General features: G+C 50.5%; 15 protein-coding genes. 4 read left to right on the forward strand and 11 right to left on the reverse strand.

Annotation, left to right across the window (positions count from 1 at the left end):
• On the forward strand, window positions 1-334 hold a 334-nt coding region (gene tnpA / locus B145_RS0113735; RefSeq protein WP_018608131.1), incomplete at its 5' end, for an IS200/IS605 family transposase.
• A gap of 351 nt (window positions 335-685) precedes the next feature.
• Window positions 686-1,081, forward strand: coding sequence for a hypothetical protein (locus tag B145_RS28685; RefSeq protein WP_157288419.1), 396 nt, complete (start codon window positions 686-688; stop codon window positions 1,079-1,081).
• Between the two features lie 206 nt (window positions 1,082-1,287).
• On the opposite strand, the gene B145_RS0113745 is transcribed toward B145_RS28685, so the two are convergent.
• On the reverse strand, window positions 1,288-2,283 hold the full coding sequence (locus B145_RS0113745; protein WP_018608135.1) for a glycoside hydrolase family 53 protein: 996 nt from the start codon (window positions 2,281-2,283) through the stop codon (window positions 1,288-1,290).
• Window positions 2,284-3,108: 825 nt separating this feature from the next.
• On the opposite strand from B145_RS0113745, the gene B145_RS0113755 reads away from it, so the two are divergent.
• Window positions 3,109-3,660 carry an HD-GYP domain-containing protein gene (locus tag B145_RS0113755; protein ID WP_245541865.1) on the forward strand — a complete coding sequence of 184 codons (552 nt, stop codon included), beginning with the start codon at window positions 3,109-3,111 and terminating at the stop codon, window positions 3,658-3,660.
• 87 nt (window positions 3,661-3,747) lie between these two features.
• Here B145_RS0113755 and B145_RS27565 read toward each other — a convergent pair whose 3' ends face one another.
• Both B145_RS27565 and B145_RS0113765 read right to left on the reverse strand, forming a co-directional pair.
• Window positions 3,748-7,134: an EAL domain-containing protein gene (locus B145_RS27565; protein WP_018608141.1), complete on the reverse strand. Its 3,387-nt coding sequence runs from the start codon at window positions 7,132-7,134 to the stop codon at window positions 3,748-3,750.
• A gap of 32 nt (window positions 7,135-7,166) precedes the next feature.
• Window positions 7,167-7,985, reverse strand: coding sequence for a phosphate ABC transporter substrate-binding protein (locus B145_RS0113765; RefSeq protein WP_018608143.1), 819 nt, complete (start codon window positions 7,983-7,985; stop codon window positions 7,167-7,169).
• Between the two features lie 462 nt (window positions 7,986-8,447).
• Here B145_RS0113765 and B145_RS0113780 point away from each other — a divergent pair, with 462 nt between their 5' ends.
• Window positions 8,448-10,073: a methyl-accepting chemotaxis protein gene (locus B145_RS0113780; RefSeq protein WP_026259134.1), complete on the forward strand. Its 1,626-nt coding sequence runs from the start codon at window positions 8,448-8,450 to the stop codon at window positions 10,071-10,073.
• 662 nt (window positions 10,074-10,735) lie between these two features.
• Here B145_RS0113780 and B145_RS25640 read toward each other — a convergent pair.
• The 8 genes from B145_RS25640 to B145_RS27570 all read right to left on the reverse strand — a co-directional run bounded on the left by B145_RS25640 (window position 10,736) and on the right by B145_RS27570 (window position 17,380).
• Complete coding sequence (locus tag B145_RS25640) at window positions 10,736-11,710, reverse strand: tyrosine recombinase XerC (RefSeq protein WP_051082601.1); 975 nt, start codon at window positions 11,708-11,710, stop codon at window positions 10,736-10,738.
• 154 nt (window positions 11,711-11,864) lie between these two features.
• Window positions 11,865-12,089 carry a hypothetical protein gene (locus B145_RS0113790; RefSeq protein ID WP_018608155.1) on the reverse strand — a complete coding sequence of 75 codons (225 nt, stop codon included), beginning with the start codon at window positions 12,087-12,089 and terminating at the stop codon, window positions 11,865-11,867.
• Between the two features lie 390 nt (window positions 12,090-12,479).
• Window positions 12,480-12,689, reverse strand: coding sequence for a helix-turn-helix domain-containing protein (locus B145_RS0113795; RefSeq protein ID WP_018608157.1), 210 nt, complete (start codon window positions 12,687-12,689; stop codon window positions 12,480-12,482).
• 13 nt (window positions 12,690-12,702) lie between these two features.
• On the reverse strand, window positions 12,703-13,608 hold the full coding sequence (xerD, locus tag B145_RS0113800; protein ID WP_018608158.1) for a site-specific tyrosine recombinase XerD: 906 nt from the start codon (window positions 13,606-13,608) through the stop codon (window positions 12,703-12,705).
• A gap of 67 nt (window positions 13,609-13,675) precedes the next feature.
• Window positions 13,676-14,554: a restriction endonuclease gene (locus B145_RS29365; RefSeq protein ID WP_245541866.1), complete on the reverse strand. Its 879-nt coding sequence runs from the start codon at window positions 14,552-14,554 to the stop codon at window positions 13,676-13,678.
• The gene (locus B145_RS0113810) at window positions 14,555-15,715 is read right to left on the reverse strand and encodes an ATP-binding protein (protein WP_018608160.1); all 1,161 of its coding nucleotides are present in this window, start codon (window positions 15,713-15,715) and stop codon (window positions 14,555-14,557) included.
• Window positions 15,716-15,821: 106 nt separating this feature from the next.
• Complete coding sequence (locus B145_RS25645) at window positions 15,822-16,184, reverse strand: helix-turn-helix transcriptional regulator (RefSeq protein ID WP_157288421.1); 363 nt, start codon at window positions 16,182-16,184, stop codon at window positions 15,822-15,824.
• Window positions 16,185-16,711: 527 nt separating this feature from the next.
• A complete protein-coding gene (locus B145_RS27570; protein WP_157288422.1) occupies window positions 16,712-17,380 on the reverse strand; it encodes a hypothetical protein in 669 nt (222 codons plus the stop codon).
• Window positions 17,381-17,395: the final 15 nt, after the last annotated feature.

Here is a 17,395-nt window from a genome sequence, read left to right on the forward strand (position 1 = left end):
TCGCAAACATCTAGGCCACATGCTCCATGAGTTGGCGTGTCAGAAGGAGTGCAAGATTCTAGAAGGGCACTTGATGAGTGATCACATTCACATATGCATCAGCATACCGCCGAAGTACTCGGTGGCGAATGTGGTGGGTTACATCAAAGGCAAGAGTGCCATCTCGATAGCGCNTCGGTTCAATGGGCGAACCCGGAACTTTGGTGGTGAGAGTTTCTGGGCCAGAGGGTATTTCGTCTCAACGGTGGGGCTGGACGAGGAGATGGTTCGAGCCTACATCCAACACCAAGAGAAGGAAGACGAGCATTACGACCAACTAAAGTTGGGCATGTGACGGCCGCCTTCAGGCGGCGCATGTAGCTGCCCCTTTGAGGGGCTAACAAACTAAAGCCCCCGGCTTTGCCGGGGGATACTTACTACCATGCCCGAAGTACCAGAGTAAGTTGCTATTTGTGAGCGTCTTCTGTTTGCGATGCGTTGTTGAAAACGTCACAATTGCTAACTTTTTGATTGGTGACGAAGGCGCAACACCGAACATGAACAATGCCGATCGGTAGGTCTAGGCCGGAATACGCAATCAGATTTGTATTCGCACTTTGTCATGTATATTCGTATTGATGCCATGCATTCGCAATTGAAGTAGATATATTTGTCTCTATTTCAATACGGACTTGAACAGCCAATCATGCCAAAAGAAATCACGAATGCTCCATCCTATCCAGCATGGATTCATGTTTCTACCAATGAATCGCAAAAAACACCTCTGGCGCAAACGCCTTCGCCAACAAAGTCTATCCGGCCTCAACAGGACGTACTCTCAGGGCTTTCGCAACTACCGATGAAGAGTCCTCTCAATACAAGGGACAACCCTCCTTATCAGAAAGAAATCGCTGTTAACATAGCAGCAGGAATTGATGCCTGGATCAACAAAAATCAGGCATCTTCCTCAAAAGAGAGGCTTCGCAAAGCAGCTAAAAGCCTGGGGCAGATTAGAGAAGAGCGCGTTGCCTGGATACAAAGCCGGGTAATGGATGCACAGGAGGTTATTAAGGAACTCAATAATGGTCTGAAACCAGACTAAAACCGATCAGGATAACTTAAAAATAATAATTTATCCGAATGATATTTTCATTCTAGTGTTCTGTCCCAATGGTTTTTAGCATAATTATTGCCCTGGACAGAGTCCCCCGGCAAAGCCGGGGGACTACCGAGTTCATTTAAAAATGCCGATAATCTATCATCAGCATGATCCAATAAGACTATTTAAACGGTTTTCAGCACACGAAGCTACAATGGATCCATTGCACTTGTGAGTTTTCCATGTGCATCCGTAGCGCCCATTGTGTACCCTTGCCATCCAGGATAAGCCTCCGGTTCCCAATAGAATACGCCTAGCCCATTGCGGCCGAGGGCTTGCACTTTAGAAACCACGTCAGAAACCATGCTCTTAGCGGTAGAGGCTCGTGTCCAATCCATCCCTATTTCGCAAACCATAACCGGCTTGCCATAACGTGCAATCATGTCTGACATATTTTTTGCCAAACTTGCCGAATAATCAGCCCAATTGCTTACTGGGGGATAAAATGACATTCCGATTACATCCCATTTGGCGCCAGCGGATCTTGCTGCATCAAAAAACGACCTAAACGTTTTATTGTTGTAGCCATTCGCCAAATGTAAAACGACTGACGCGTTGGGATAAACAGCTTTCGTTGCGTTGTAGCCACTGTTAATGAGCCCCGCCAATTGAGAAAAATTAGACGTTTTCCCCTCAGGCCAAAGCATTCCACCATTGATTTCATTGCCAACTTGAACCCACGACACCGCAATTCCGTTGTCTTTGAGGTACTTTAAAGTCCCATAAGTATGGTTATACACATCGGTTGAAAGTTGGCTATAGGTGTGACTGGACCATGCAGACGGTTTTGTTTGATGCCCAGGATCAGCCCATGTATCACTGTAGTGAAAATCAATCATGATACGTTGCCCTTGCGCGGCCGCACGTTTAGCTTTGTACAGAACGTCAGAACCATTATTCCAACCACCGCTCGGATTGACCCACACGCGCAGACGAATAGCGTTAACCCCTACATTCTTTAACAGTACAAACGGATCCGTTGCAATCCCGGAGTTGTTGTAGAACTTGTAACCAGAAGCCTCTTCCTGGTCCACCCAACTGACATCAGCTCCTTTAGCAAAAGAACCCGCATGCGCAAGCCAGGGGAAACACAGCCCCAAGCTCAGTCCTAACACTCGACAAGCCAAAAATTTGCTCCCAAACATGATTCCCCCAGTCAATTTGTGTGGACAAGCAAAGCAGTCTTATTTTTGTAGCTCAGCCGCAATCTATGATTAAACGCTAAATCATAACGCGCGATAAATTTATCACATAATGCAATTAGAAATGTTAATAATTAACAGTTATTAACATATTGCTTTGAGTAGTTCAGCAATTACATGCATGATAAAAAACCATTGTCATTACAAAAAACCATTAGTGCAAATACACTCTATTTTTACTATCCGCATTTTCGCTTGGCCGGATGCAATTCGCCTGCGCGAGAAACCCACCGCACCCACTCAAATACGATTTAGCGAGGTTGATACAGTACGCAATGCAGGTTCAAACTTGGTGACGCCCTCCCCGGCTGAACTCAACAAGAACAATCGAGTCAAGTACCTCTTCGCCTGTGAACTTCCCAATGCGCTACGCGCGCGCTGCACAGGTGTTGCCTCTCACGCCGTCCGTCGCTGGATCATTCAACGCTTTTGGATGGAGTAGGAGCAGAAATAGCCAGGAAACGTACAATTAAGTATGAGCAAGGGCGGAGCGGCCTTTCAAAGCGGAAAGAATCAGCTCTTTGCCATGGTCTTCAAGTCCTTCCCACCCTTGAGCTTTCTACCGTAATAAACCTTCACCTTCTCAAGGTTGAATCTGTGTGTCAAACAAAGGTTAAAACTAAAAAAATGAATATAATTTGGTCCATACTTGATTTACGGGGTAACGCAATCCCAAGGAAAAACCAGGTTCAGGTTAGGTGTAAGTCAACAATGGCACCCACAAGCCCTATCTATCGCAAGTTGTTCTCTTATACGAAGGTGCTATCAGTGGCTCTGAATTATCGAGATCAACTGACCGAACTTCACTGTCAGCGTGTGCTTGGGTTGGCAGAAACAATGGGGAAAATTTGTTGTTCATCGAAGCATGATTTAGAGCTTCTCATGATGGCTGCCGCGTTTCACGATATCGGTAAAATTGGTACCCCTGACAGAATTCTTCTGAAAACATCGCCATTGAGTGACTCGGAATGGTTGCAAATGCAACAGCATGCCGATATCGGTGAGAAAATCATGCTCTCCCTTGGGCTGAAAAATGCGATTCTGGTTGGAAAAGTAATTCGCCACCATCATGAGCATTATGATGGGAGCGGATATCCAGACGGGTTATTGGGTGAAGACATCCCACTTCCGTCCAGGATCATCACGATAGTTGATAGTTATGATGCCATGGCAGAGAAAAGAGCATACCACCAAGCCAGAAGTCACGAAGAGATTATGGAAATTCTACACCAGGAGACAGGCAAGAAACATGACCCGTGCCTAATGAGTGACTTCTGTCGTTGTATAGAATCCAGCCCTCTTAGGAAGATTTATGCTTAATGGGCAATGGTTGGCGCTAAACGCCTCATGGCTGGCAATCCGCCAAGCGGCAAAGTCTAGAATTCTCAAATTCCGCTCAAGGCTCAATTAGGCCTCATTGTTCCTGGATTGTGACTCGAAGTAATGAAATGCATCGCGCACATTTGTACGTAACGTCTCGTTATCCCATGGTTTGGTCAGAAACTTGTATGCGGCACCACGATTGATTGCTTCGGTCACGCTATCCAGATCCGCATAGCCAGAAAGTATCAAACGAACAGTACTGGGGTAGAGATCCCGTACTCTTGAGAAAAACTCAGTGCCATTCATGTCTCTCATGCGCAGATCCGACACAACGACCTGAACCGAGCGGGTAGCCAAAAGTTCAAACCCTTCACGGGCGCTTCGAGCAGTGAGGATTTCATATCCATCCTTATCAAGCACTCGTTCAAGGGCAGATAGTACGTTGGCTTCGTCATCCAGTAGCAGCAAAGTCTGGCGCTCGTTTGGTGTTTGAGCAGGCAGTACCAGTGTTCTGTGTTCTATGAGGAGCCGCTCAAAGTCGCCCGCTGGCAGGGGGCGACTGAAATAGTAGCCCTGCATCTCGTCACAGCGATGCTGACGCAGGTAATTGGCCTGCCCTTCGGTTTCCACGCCCTCCGCGATCACGGTCATATGAAGGTGGTGGGCCAGCCCTATGATGGATAGGCAGACCGCCGCATCTTCAGGGTCGGTCGTTAGGTTACGCACGAAAGATTGATCAATCTTTAAATGACTGATGGGTAAGCTTCGTAACCGACTTAGCGAAGAATGGCCCGTCCCGAAATCATCCAGCGCAAATTTGATGCCGACTTCCCGCAATGCACTCAAAGTGGCAACTGCATTGCTCGGATTGTCCATCAGGGTAGATTCGGTGATTTCCATCTCCAAGTAATGAGCGTCCAATTGATTCATTTTCAATTCATGACCAATGAACTGGGCCAGACTTTCCTGACGAAACTGAAGTGCCGACAAATTCACTGCCACAGGAATTATTGACAGGCCAGCATCAAGCCAAGCGCGTTGCTGCTGACAGACACATTTGATCACCCACTCCCCGAGCGGCAAAATCAACCCCGTCTCTTCTGCCAGTGGAATAAAATCAGAAGGCGGAACCAAGCCCTTGTCGGGGTGCTGCCAGCGGATCAACGCTTCGGCCCCGGACATCTTGCCATTCGCCAGATTCGTCCGTGGCTGAAAATACACTCGCATCTCGTTCTGCTCCAAGGCTCGACGCAGTTCAGACTCCATGGTGAATCGCAACAGGATGCGTTCGTTCATCTCTGCTGCATAGAAGCGGAACAGGTTGCCTCCTATGGATTTGGCACTGGATTTTGCAGCATCTGCGTTTTGCAACAGGCCAATGGGTTCCGTCCCATCCCTAGGATAAATGCTGATGCCCATACTGGCGCTGGTATACACATTGCATCCTGACAGCGTCAGTGGTTCAAGTACGGCGGCAAGCAACTTGAGCGCTACGGGTACTACATCTGCTTCAGTTTCGATGCCTCCGATAGTCACAGCAAAGTCGTTGCCTGCCAGACGTGCCACAGTGTCGTCTTGTCGCAAGACTGCAGTCAATGAGTGCCCAACATGCTGCAAAAGCGCATCACCCGCAGTATGTCCCAAGCTGTCCTTGACTGCCTTTAGGCGGTCTAGGCTGAGTACAAAAATCGCCAATTGACCACTACTGCGGCTTGCATGCGCGATAGCTTGTCTGAGGCGGTCGGTGTATAGATTGCGGTTGGGAAGACTTGTGACCAGGTCGAAGTTGGCCTGATAATCGAGCGTCTGCTCAGCGGTCTTGAGCCGCTCAGCTTCACGTAGGCGAACAACGCCGAAGGCAAGATCACTTGCCAGCTCCTGCAATAGGCCCACTTCCTTGGTATCGAAAGTCCTTGCCTCAAGAGAATATATGTTGAGGATACCCAGTATTGTGGTTTTGTCCTTTAAGGGCAGTACCATACAAGAGGTAAAACCATGTTTACTTGTTTCTTCGCGCCAAGTCTCAAATAGCGGATCATCTGGGATGTTGTGTACCACAACTATTCGCCCTTCACGAATGGCCAAACCACCGACCCCACGTCGGTGTAGCTCGTCACCCCAGGTGAGATTCAGACTGGCCACATAATCCTCATCGGCACCTGCCAAGGCAGCAGGCTTGATGCTTTTACCTTCGTCATGACAGGCAAACCCTACCCAGACCAGCGCATAGCCGCCAAGATCAACAATTTGATGGCAGATTGTTTCAAGTAATTCAAGCTCGCTACCGGCCTGCATCAGCACCTCGTTGCAGCGAGACAACATATGCAAAGTTCTGTTCAGATGTAACAGTTCCACCGTTTGCATTTTTTCGCGTCCGTGTGTTTCCCCCATCTCATCGGCCATTCGGTTCAAGGCCGTGATCAGTACTGTGAATTCGTTGTGCCCCGGGGATGGAGGAAGCCGCGCTGTCCAGTCGCCGCTGGCTAAGTTGCTAGCGAAATTGACGCAAGCAGCCACTGAGCGATTGGCATTTCGAACAATGAAAACCGCTACCAACATCCCCAGCAAGATCGCAAACAGGCTCAACACAACCAGCATCAGGGTTATCGTCCGGTTGAACCCACGTAGACCATCACGCGTTGCCACCACCGCTTCGCGCGAATGGAAATGGAGATGTTCGAGTCGGGGTTCGATCTCATGTACCGCCCCCAGATAATTCAACGTGGCAGCATTAATCTCTGAAGTGGTCGCTACATAATCCCGAAACCCTGCTCGATACTGTTCAATCATCTGTGTTAACACACTTTTGCGTTCTTTTGCCAATTCCGACCGAGCCACATCCTCTTCGAATCGGTCAATCGCTGTTTCCAATAGTTCCTCTTCACGATTCAGGCCGCGGAGGATGAAATCCTTCTCGTAGCGACGCAATGTGAGCAGGTCTGTACGTAAATGCTCTGGTGTCCCTTGAACCAACAGAGCTTCTATACCATGAGCAATGGTACGAATCTGTCCTTCCAGGCCGCTGTCCATGCGTCCCAGACGACCATATAACCTGACTACATGTAGAAAATGGGTTTCATACCGACGGGTGACCTCCTCAACAAAAAGTGCCTCTGCCTTGACCTCGGCGCTGGTAGTGAGATTGCGAATGGCCGCCATGTTTTCGCGCACTACCGTCAATTGGCCGGCCAAAAGAGTGGCGTAACGAGATTTGGCTTCCTCGTAGCCAAAGACCTGTACCTTGAGCAAAAACTCCTTTTCATAACCTCGCGCCTTACCCATTGCTGCATTACTTTCCAGACTGAGTTCAGCAATACGGTTATTCCCTTCAAGAAAAGAATCCATCGCATCAAGGGAGCGCCCATGCGCATATAAAGCAGAGCCTTCTCCAATCAGTATCAAGCCAATCAGAGCCCCGAAACCCACGGCTAACTTGGCACGCAAGCTGAATTTGTCGAACCAGGCGAACATGCTCAGATGATCCTTTGACAAAGAGATTTGGATTAGTCCAAATAGGGGACGAAGTCGAAAGTTACGACAAGATCCGTTATTTGGGACGATACGCAAAACTCAATAAAGGTTCGCGTGATGCCTGTCGGGGTTTCCCGCGTGATCAGCGTTAGCGGACGTGACAGAGGATAGTTGCCATTGCGGACGTTTCTGCTGGTGGCGGCTATGCCGTCTATCGCCAGTAGTTTGATGAAAGCACCCTCCTGGGCTTTGCGTTCCGCCTCCCCCACTGAGACATAAATAATCGCAAGAGGGTCAATGGATACTGCCTTGATGCGTTCTGAATTGGCTGCTATCCGCCCTTGAGCCTTTATCTGATCATAGGAAAGGCCCAAATAGTGGTTGAACAGCTCAGATGACCCACCTTCCCGAGTCCCAGCAAGTGCCCGAATCGAGGCATCCCGACCACCAACCTGCCGCCAGTTGGTAATCTTGCCACTGTAGATGCTTAACAACTGATCATTACTGAGCGTGCCGACCGGATTGTCCCGATGCACGATAACGGCAACCCCATCCCGTCCAATCGGGACGCCATAGAGATCGTGTTCGGTCTCATTAAGAGCACGAGACACCATGCCAATATCTGCCTTGCCCTGCCGCACGTCACGGACGCCCTGTCCAGAACCGCCCATTTGCACGTCAAGCTGGACAAGTGGATGTTGAGCTTGGAAGCGTTTGGCGACCTCAACCATGAGTGGGGCCATGGTGGTGGACCCGGTTAGCCGCAGCTTGGAAACTTGTGCCACTGCATCGCTACTGATCAGCAACAGTGCAAGCAGGCTCAATGCTCTTATGAGCGTTTTTGCTTCCATCGGATACTCCTATTGGAGGCTGTAGGTGTCGTGCAACGTGTATCCTGGCAAAGAGGGAGATGTCTTTTTGTTGCATAAATAGGCATTCTTCCAAACAGTTCAGTGATCCCTATTGGCAGAAACAACACAACTCTCCGGTAACGGCAAAAAAACATGTGTTATATGTGCAAAACAGCGAAGCAAAGGTTCTGCATGCAGATTACGAAGAACATTAGTGCATAAACCAACCCCACATAATTGAGTGACTTCTCAGTCACTTTGTCAAAATATGCGTCATGAATCATGATTGCGGCCAAATTATGTCTTTTGTATGGTTCTGAAAGCCAAGATTGTCAAGTCAGTTCTGCGGTTTGGCCAGCTCTGTGGCGCTTGACACACTTGTTTGCACCATTGCCCTTAAGGCCGAAGTTCCCCTTGCCGATAGCATTCAGACAGAGGCTTAATATAAAAAGGGGCATTACAATGAACTGGATCATGGGTTATCAGGTTCGGACACGCCTGCTTTTGATGTGCCTCGCGGCTATCCTTGGCATGGGCGTCATGAATATATTGAGCCTCAAGGACTTGAGCGCCAGCATGCTGGAAGATCGCAAGAACAAAATCAAAACCCAGATTGAAACTGCTACAGGGGTCGTCAATCATTATCAAAACCTGAGCAAAACCGGAAAAATGTCTGACGAGGATGCACGCAAAGCCGCCATTGAAGCGTTGCGTAAGGTCCGGTACGATAAACAAGAGTACTTCTTCATTTTCAACACTGATTATGTTTATCAGCTCAATGACCCCAAACCAGAGCGAGAAGGTAAAAATTTCGGTGACATGAAGGATGCCAATGGAAAACTGATTCTCGTGGCATTGAAGCAAGCAACAGAACAAGGAGGTTTTGTAGAATACTGGTTTCCTAAAGCAGGTTCGGATGTACCTGAACCCAAGCTGTCTTATGCGGCAAAGATAGACGATTGGAATTGGGTGATTGGCACCGGCGTATATATTGATGATTTGAATAGTGCTTTCTGGTCCAGGGCGAGCTGGCTTTTAGGTGAGCTTGCCGTACTGGCAATCGTTTTGCTTGGCATCTCATGGCTTATCTCTCGGAGCATATTGCAACAACTTGGAGGAGAGCCCAAGGAAGGCATTATTATCATGGAACGGGTGTCACAGGGTGACTTGCTCGTCAATATTGACCACGCTCCCTCAGGCAGCATGTTGGCAAGCCTTGGTCAAATGGTGAGAGCACTCAGAGGTATGATCCGGGAAGTCGCTCAAGATTCCATTGCACTCAATGAACAGGCCACCGTCATTACTGCGTCCAGTCACCAGATATCTCAGGCTGCCGAACGTCAAGCTGACGCTACAACATCAATGGCTGCCGCAATGGAAGAGCTTACTGTCAGCATTACTCATATTTCGGATAGTTCGTCGGGTACCGAACATTCATCACGCCAGGCTGCAGAATTGTCGAAAAACGGCGTGCACCAAGCTGGTCAGGCTGCCGCTTCCATCGAGCAAATCAGTGCCAGCGTTTCCCAGGCCAGCCAACAGATCACTCTCCTGGATGACGCCGCTAAACAGATATCCAGCATTGCTGCTGTCATCAAGGATATTGCTGGACAAACTAATTTGCTGGCATTGAATGCGGCGATCGAAGCAGCTCGTGCTGGAGAGCAAGGGCGCGGTTTTGCTGTGGTGGCAGATGAGGTGCGCAAACTGGCTGAGCGAACCGCAACCGCTACGGTGGACATCGAAAAGATGCTTGCCTCGGTGCAGCAGGAAACCCGAGATGTGGTCAAAGTAATGAATGAAGCCATTCCGCAGGTGGAATGCGGCGTAAACATCACCCGCGAGATAGCAATGTTGCTGAATGAAATCAATCAGGGGGCGGAAACTACTTTGGCGCGTTTAGCCGATGTGGCCGCTGCCACACGGGAACAAAGTGTGGCAAGCACCAGTATTGCCGTCCAGATCGAGGATATTTCTCAGATGGCCGAAGAAACGAGTAGCTCGGTTAGCCACACGGCAAAAACTGCAGAAGGCATTGAACAGATTTCCCACAATCTGAGAGTTATCGTCAGTCGTTTTAGCGTTTAGTCAGGAGCTCTACTACTTTCGGCGCCTATAATTTTGGCGCCGGTATCACCACTCCGCCAACGGAAAACGGCACACTCTCTTTAAGCACCAGTTATTACTCAACCAAGGTTCTGAAGAACTCTCACGGGAATCGTTCCGAGAACGATTTCTCTCTTGGCCTATGGCGCATTTTGCCTTTCTACGTACGGATATGAGCACCCGAAATAAAGCAACTGACTACAAAAACGGAAACGAGGCTTATAAATGAGTTATGATTTTCCAGAACCGATAAAGACATTCCCAAAGGCCGACGGTGCGCTGCCTGTGACTAGAAAATAGAGGGCGCAAACATGAATGAGTTACCCCCATTCAGCTAGTTGAAAACACTTGACCGACACCCCGTTTTTCAGTGCATAAAAACGCTCAAAAACGCAAGTTTTTTCATATCATGAAAACCCGCCTCAAGCCCAGCTTTGGCCTAGGTGCATGCGTGCATAAAAAGCGCCCCTTTTGCCGGGCGAGCATGGCGGGGGTACGACCACGTGCGGCGGGCTAAAACGGCAGTCCGGCCCTTCCCTCCAACCCCATGAAAACGGGGGGGCGGACAGGGCCAATCGGCTCAAGCATGGCGAACGCGAACAGGGGGGTATGACCGGGATGAAGCAATTCTACGTAGGCCAGGATCAATAACTTGTGTAGGGGACGCTTCGCTTGACTGCATGGAGCACAGGCTCTTTGGATTTACGTGCTCGCGGATGCGCGGCATCATAGACATCGGTGAGATGCCGGGGATTGACCTCGGTGTAGATCTGGGTCGTGGCGACACTGACATGCCCCAACATTTCCTGCACGGCGCGCAAATTCCCGGACGACTGCAAAAGGTGGGTAGCAAAACTGTGCCTGAACATATGAGGATGAAGGTGAACAGGAGAGCCATGCTTCTTGGCCCACGCCTTCAATCGGTACTGGACGCCGGAGGGGCTGATTCTCGTGCCGGCAGCATTCACAAAGAGCGCCTTCTCATCAGGTGCTGCAAGCTTTGCCCGAAGCTTTTTCCACACCTGAATCGCTTCCACTGCAATTTCACCCACCGGAATTGATCGGGTTTTTTGGCCCTTCCCTATCACGGTCACTTGGCCTTTGGACACGGAATAGAGGCCGGTCACATCCAGTATGCAAAGCTCTTGAAGGCGTAATCCAGCCGCATAGAGCAGCTCAAACATTGCCCGATCCCTGATTTCAAGTGCATCCTCAACGGGAACATTGAGCAGGGCTCTGACCATCTTGGCAGGCATCACTTTGGGAAGCGTTCTGGCAACCCGGCGCGAGTGAATATCTTGAACCGGGTTGGTGGCCAGCTTACCGTGGCGCATCTGCCAGCGGTAAAAGGTACGCCAAGTTGAGAGCAACTTGTTGATCGTATGGGAACCAAGTCCTTGCCGGAGCATTTTGGCGAGATGCCTCCTGACCTCCGCCGCCTGCAGATCACTCATCTTCCTGCCATTGAGCACACTGTCCAATTGCTGGAGCGCATGTCTGCAGTGGGTAATCGTGCGTTGAGACAATCTACGCTGGAATGCCAAATAATTCACATACTCTTGTAATGGTTCAGATAACTCTGACGTTTTGATCGAAACCTGACTTCTCTCTGGATGCATTCGGAATGTAATTGTTTTGATTCATAATTCCGAAAAGCATACCAGGGGCCAAGCCAATTTTTGAGTCTGAAAAACGCCCTAATACTATTCCTCCAACTGGTTGACACTACTACTAAAGTATATATACCAAAACTGAGGATGAAACCTGATCCTACTACTTTGCGAGCTCGACGGCTTGCATTCGTGCTTCCTGTGCAATCTCAGATTCAAAGTCGACATGGCCCTCAATCAGATCCAAGATCGTGATGCTATCTTCAAAGGCAACACCGACCACTTCGCCTCCCAGCAACTGATCACCAACTGAGGGAGCTACCGACTTGCTTTGTTGCGTTGAGCCGCTGGCGGGAAGCCGGATTACTACTGTCACAAAATCTGTCATGAGAACATCACTTTCGGAATATGGAATGCCAGTGTATCAGTGCAGGATTCTGGCAGGCATTCTTGCCGGATCCGCCAACTTATGCAATTTTCTGGAACCCGGACTGAATGATCTGACCCAGATTTGTCCATCCCGGCTACGTGGTACCAAACCACAATGACCCTCCGGTGTTCTCAACTCGACAGCCCTTGACTGCGCAACGACCAAGTGCGTCACTCCGTTGATGGTTTGAGTGTATCGATGTACTGCAACGCGCAGTGCATTCAAGGAAACTACTTGAGTAACATGCATGTTCTTCTCCCCTATACAATCTTGACGTATGGGTAAATGGTAGCCACGATCCCAGAGAGGCGCAAGCGGATTATGTTATAAATACCTACTCAAAATAGGTCATTTGTCGGCCTTGCCGACAAACGAAATTATTTGCAATGAAGCGCGAACAGCAATCAATCCCGCCAATGCATACACCCAGTAGGGTTCAACCACCTCCGCTTTAAAGCGTTCTCCAATCGTTGAACGATGGACGCCCATCGCTTCAGCAAACTCTCCCTGGCTCATCCCAGTTGCTTTGATTGCTGCTTTATATTCTTCGCCTGTCATGTGATGGCCTCACTCACGCACGTGGATGGTGCTTCTCGTAAAGTTTCTTGAGACGTTCCTGAGCGACGTGTGTGTAGATCTGGGTGGTTGAAATATCAACGTGACCCAGTAGCAATTGCACCACGCGCAGATCCGCACCATGGTTCAGTAGATGGGTCGCAAAGGCATGACGCAGCACATGGGGGGATATCCGTTGGCTGTCAATCCCACATTGCACTGCGTGTTGCTTGACGATGTTCCAGAACATCTGGCGTGACATAGGCTCACCAAAACGAGTCAGGAAGATGTAGTGGTTGGGGGTTTTCTGAAGCGTTGGGCGGCCATCAGCCAGGTACTTCTGAATCCACTCCAGTGCCCACTCCCCTACAGGCACAATACGTTCCTTGTTCCCTTTGCCGACGATCTTGACCAAGCCTGCGTTAAGATCGGTTTGGGAGAACTGCAGGTCTACCAATTCACTGACACGTAAGCCAGTTGCATAGAGTAATTCGAACATAGCGCGGTCTCGCAGACCAAAGACAGTGCCACAATCTGGGGCATCAAGGAGGTCTTCGATCTGCTTCTCGGTTAGCGTCTTCGGAAAACGACCGGGTACCGTGGGGGCATCAATCTGGACAGTGGGATCTTCTTCAATCATTCCCTGTGCCAGTTGCATCCGGTAAAAGCGCCGAAGTGTCGAGAGGCAACGACGCTGCGAGGTTGCCTTGTTGCGTTTTGAGATCTCAGCAAAAAAGAGCGCCAGCGCCTGCGAGTCGGCCTCCAGCAAGCCGATGCCTTGCGCGTCAAGCCAGCCGGCGAAGAACTCTAGATCGAGTCGATAGGAATCAAGTGTGTTCTTGGCCAGCCCGTCCTGCACCCAAAGTTCGTCAATGAATAAATCGATCTCTGGGGTGGATAGATGTCTCGCAGCCGTACCCATTGAGTTTGTTTTTCTGGTTCCAGCTACCATTGCAGTGATCCCTCGCCAGTCATGGGCATCTCATCCTTCAGTTTCTGATGCCTCGGCAGGCCGGGAAACGACTGCAGCCCCAGAAAACCCCGCCTGTGTTGCTCCCCTTCTTTGCTTCTCTTCGCACCATGGGGCTACCGCATTTCGGACACGCAGGGATTGGTGTTTCAGGGCTTTCGACTGGCGCAGTACGAGTCGGTGCAATCATCTTGAGCAATGCTGTCGCATCCACGAGGTGGATTTCTCTTCCCATCGTAAAAGCCAGGGCTTCATCGGTAAAGGTGCCTGAAGTGACCACAAACCCTCCGACAGCCCTCTCGGCCACCATTACGCCGTAGAGCTCACGTACTGTAGCCACACCCACACGGAAAACCTTCCATTGCTTGCATTGAACAAGGTACTTGTCGTGTCCCATGTGCAGCTCGACATCTACCCCACCATCTGGCCCATTCCCACCACGTAGCGTGACTCGATAGCCCTTCTGCCGAAAAGACTCAGCAACGATCCCTTCAAACTCCTGCCACGTCACATTTTCCAGTGCGCTACGCGTGGGATTTTGTGACACCTCATCATGCAGCTGCTGATGACGGCGTCGGCGAAGAAGCGACACCCCCACACCGAGCAACAAACCAAATGGAACGATGTATTGCAGAAAACTCGATATGGTTACCAGTAATTGCCGACCCACACTGGTACCGATACTCTGGCTAAAACCTTGAAGATTGCTTGTCGCAACGGGAATCAACGGCAGAGAGGCCAGGAGATGGAACAAGACAAATGTCCCGATGGCCAGTGCCACCCCGACTTGCCACGGCAACTTGGCGCCAATCTCAAATAGGTCTTCGACGAGGCCTTGTTTTTTTCTACGTGCCATTTTTCGCTTTCTATCTATTTCAGATTGGAATGGTTCAAGCAATTAGCTGGGTTTGGGCGGCCAGGTGCCTTCTGCCACACGTCGCGTGAACCACAGGTGCATGGCAGCGTCTTCTGCCGCGTACTCATCCTGGGCAGACAGCCATACCAAAGGCGGAGTACGCTCACGGAGAGATTTTAATGCTGTTTGGGCACGTGCAGCGGTGACAGGGTGACCTGTTTTTTCCGAATAGAAGCGTAAGCTTTCTGCATCATAGGGGCGAAACTGAGCACCGATTTCGAGGATTCGCCACAGTACCGCTTGCTCCAACGGCTTAAGTGCCAGGAATTCCGAATCCATCCTGGATTCTTCTTCTGCTTGCCGACGCAATGCGGCATTGAGCACCGTCAGCTCGAAACGCCCTCTTCCCCCCCGCAAAGGATTGAGCACCTGGCCGATGGCCTCAATGAAGAACTGCGGCCGTGCGCCAAATAATTCCAGAGCCTGACCCAGCACTTTGCGATCAACCGGACGCAGATCAGGCCGCTGCGCCTCGATCAAATCGGCCACATGCGCGACGAAATCAGCCCCGAGGGGGGGCAAGCTGTGGATCTGAGACCCAAAGAATGGCGCGGCATTGGAGTTGACGAGCCGCATGAGTTTGTCCCGATCCGATCCGGACATCACCAGCATCAGATTGACCTGACCTGGTGCATTCAACTGGTCGCGGGCTGACTTCAGCGCCGCCATCGCGGCTTCTCCATCCTTGCTGGTCAATGCGTGCTGGGCTTCGTCAATGATCAACGCTACAGGGGCCTGAGCAGCCGCCTGAAGCGCTTCCAGCGCCTGAGGCAGGCTTGCCCCGCCGATTTTGCCGATCTTGCTCGTGTCGATCTTGATCACCCCCGCCACGGTGACGCTTTCAAGCCCAACCGCCTTGGCTGTACGGGCAATGAGCCCCAGGTGTTTTTCGAGGGACTTGCCGATGGCTTCCGCGATCAGTTCTCCTGGATCACGAGAGATGTTTGCCCAGAGATCGACATAGACAACCGTGACTTCTTGCGCCTCCAGACAGGGGCGAAGATCGTGCTGAAGGAAAGTCGATTTGCCTGTGCGCCGGGGGGCTGCAAGGAACAGCCCATTGGGGGCATCGCTGAACACCTGTCGGCCTGAAAGTGCCCGAACGAGTTCAGCCGCCAGTTGGGTACGTGGGAAATGGTCCATCGCTATGCTCCTTTATGTTATTTATCATAATTTATGTTTTTGAACATAACAAGGCATAATTTGACTGTCTAGTGCGCGGCCCCTGCCATCCCCCGCCCCATTTTTTCTACCCCTTCCTCAAGCCGCACACGGCAGAAAGCAGTGCGATTTTGACATCATCGGCCTCCCCTAACAGCCCGGCAATAACACCGAGCGCCTTCGGCTTCATTTCATGGGCCAGCCTTTGATACGCCCGCAGCAGAATTTGCTCATCAGTACTCAGCACCTGCGCAGAGGGAATTGCTGTCACAATGTATTGAACGTCCGCGCCAACCTGGGCGAACCGCGCCAGTTGTACGGCGGTGGGGGATGTGTTTCCAGATTCCCACTCTGCGTAGGCCCGGAGTGTGACACCGGCTAGTGCTGCAAATCCATTCTGGTTGTACTCAAGCCGCCGGCGTTCCTGTTTCAGCCTGTTTGCAATGTTCATATCAGCTTCGTCAGTGTGCCAACACAGTTCGCGGGATTGGATTGGGCAGGGGATATGAGCGCCTAAAGCGCTCATATGTGGTTCAAGTCAAAAACCTTGTACCCAGACTGCTCCAGCCTAATCAGCCCGTATTCCAGTGCTCGTATGGTCTTCCGATTAAATCTTCAGTAGATTCAGCAGACTATTTGCAGAGACATCAATGCGTTCCACGTCCGTGTTTCCAATGTCAAACGTGCCTTTAACAAATCGGACATCCGTTCCGCAGTAGCTATATTCCTCATCATATTCATTGTTGCACTCAATCTTGACGCCATGCGTTACCAATACAGCCGTTAAATCGGCCAGGCTGCTGAGTTACCGAATTCATCGCTCTTCTCCTCTACCGCCAAAACGTCTTCGACGTTCATCATTGGACTTGCTTGTCGACAAGCGCCTGGATAGCCGCGATCCCGGTATCAGCCTTACTGCCGTTGTTTTCAAAGTCATCCCGGTATCATCAGTCGTGATAGGTTGTAGACTTGCACAGCTCAATCCGCTCGAAGAATGTCTGTCTTGCCAGCCATGTCAAGGGTTAATCTAAACCGCTTGACCTCGTTAGAATGCAAGATACTCTCTCTTTGAGTCCAATCTTCTTGCCCCAAGGCACAGAGTCCTAGCCCCTCGGGGTCACGCCCAGCCTTCAATACGATTTCGCCAGGCTTGACAAAGAACTGCGCAAACTCTCCCTGATTCAGTCTCGCGGCCAGGATGCCGTCTATCCAAAACGAATAATAGCATCCTCCCCCAACAAAACCTTGGTCACGCGTAACAATGACCGTTGCAGACGCATCAACAGTTCGGCTCTGAAACGCAAGAACTCTTTCAGGCGGCGCTTGCTTTGCGTCTTGTAATGATGTTGGTGTTGTCGCACAGGCACCTAGTCCTGTAGCCAGTAGCAATGCAAGGGTTAGATTCTTCATATCGCACACGAAATTGCAGGGGTGGTCTTTGATTTCAGGCAGGCCAAGAGCTATGAACTCCTTCTCAGTCACCCCGATCAAACCGACAGCGGGATGTTCAACAAACGCAAACGCAAACGCACAGGATATGATCGCCTGCTTGCCCAGAGCAATGCTGCACCGTATTGCGCCCAACCTGCTCTCGATCACTCTGCCGGTATCAATGGGGCGACGGTCGATGCTATGCGTTTGCGACACACCGAATCCTTCCAG

The sequence above is a fragment of the Uliginosibacterium gangwonense DSM 18521 genome (genome assembly GCF_000373965.1).
Classification (GTDB): domain Bacteria; phylum Pseudomonadota; class Gammaproteobacteria; order Burkholderiales; family Rhodocyclaceae; genus Uliginosibacterium; species Uliginosibacterium gangwonense.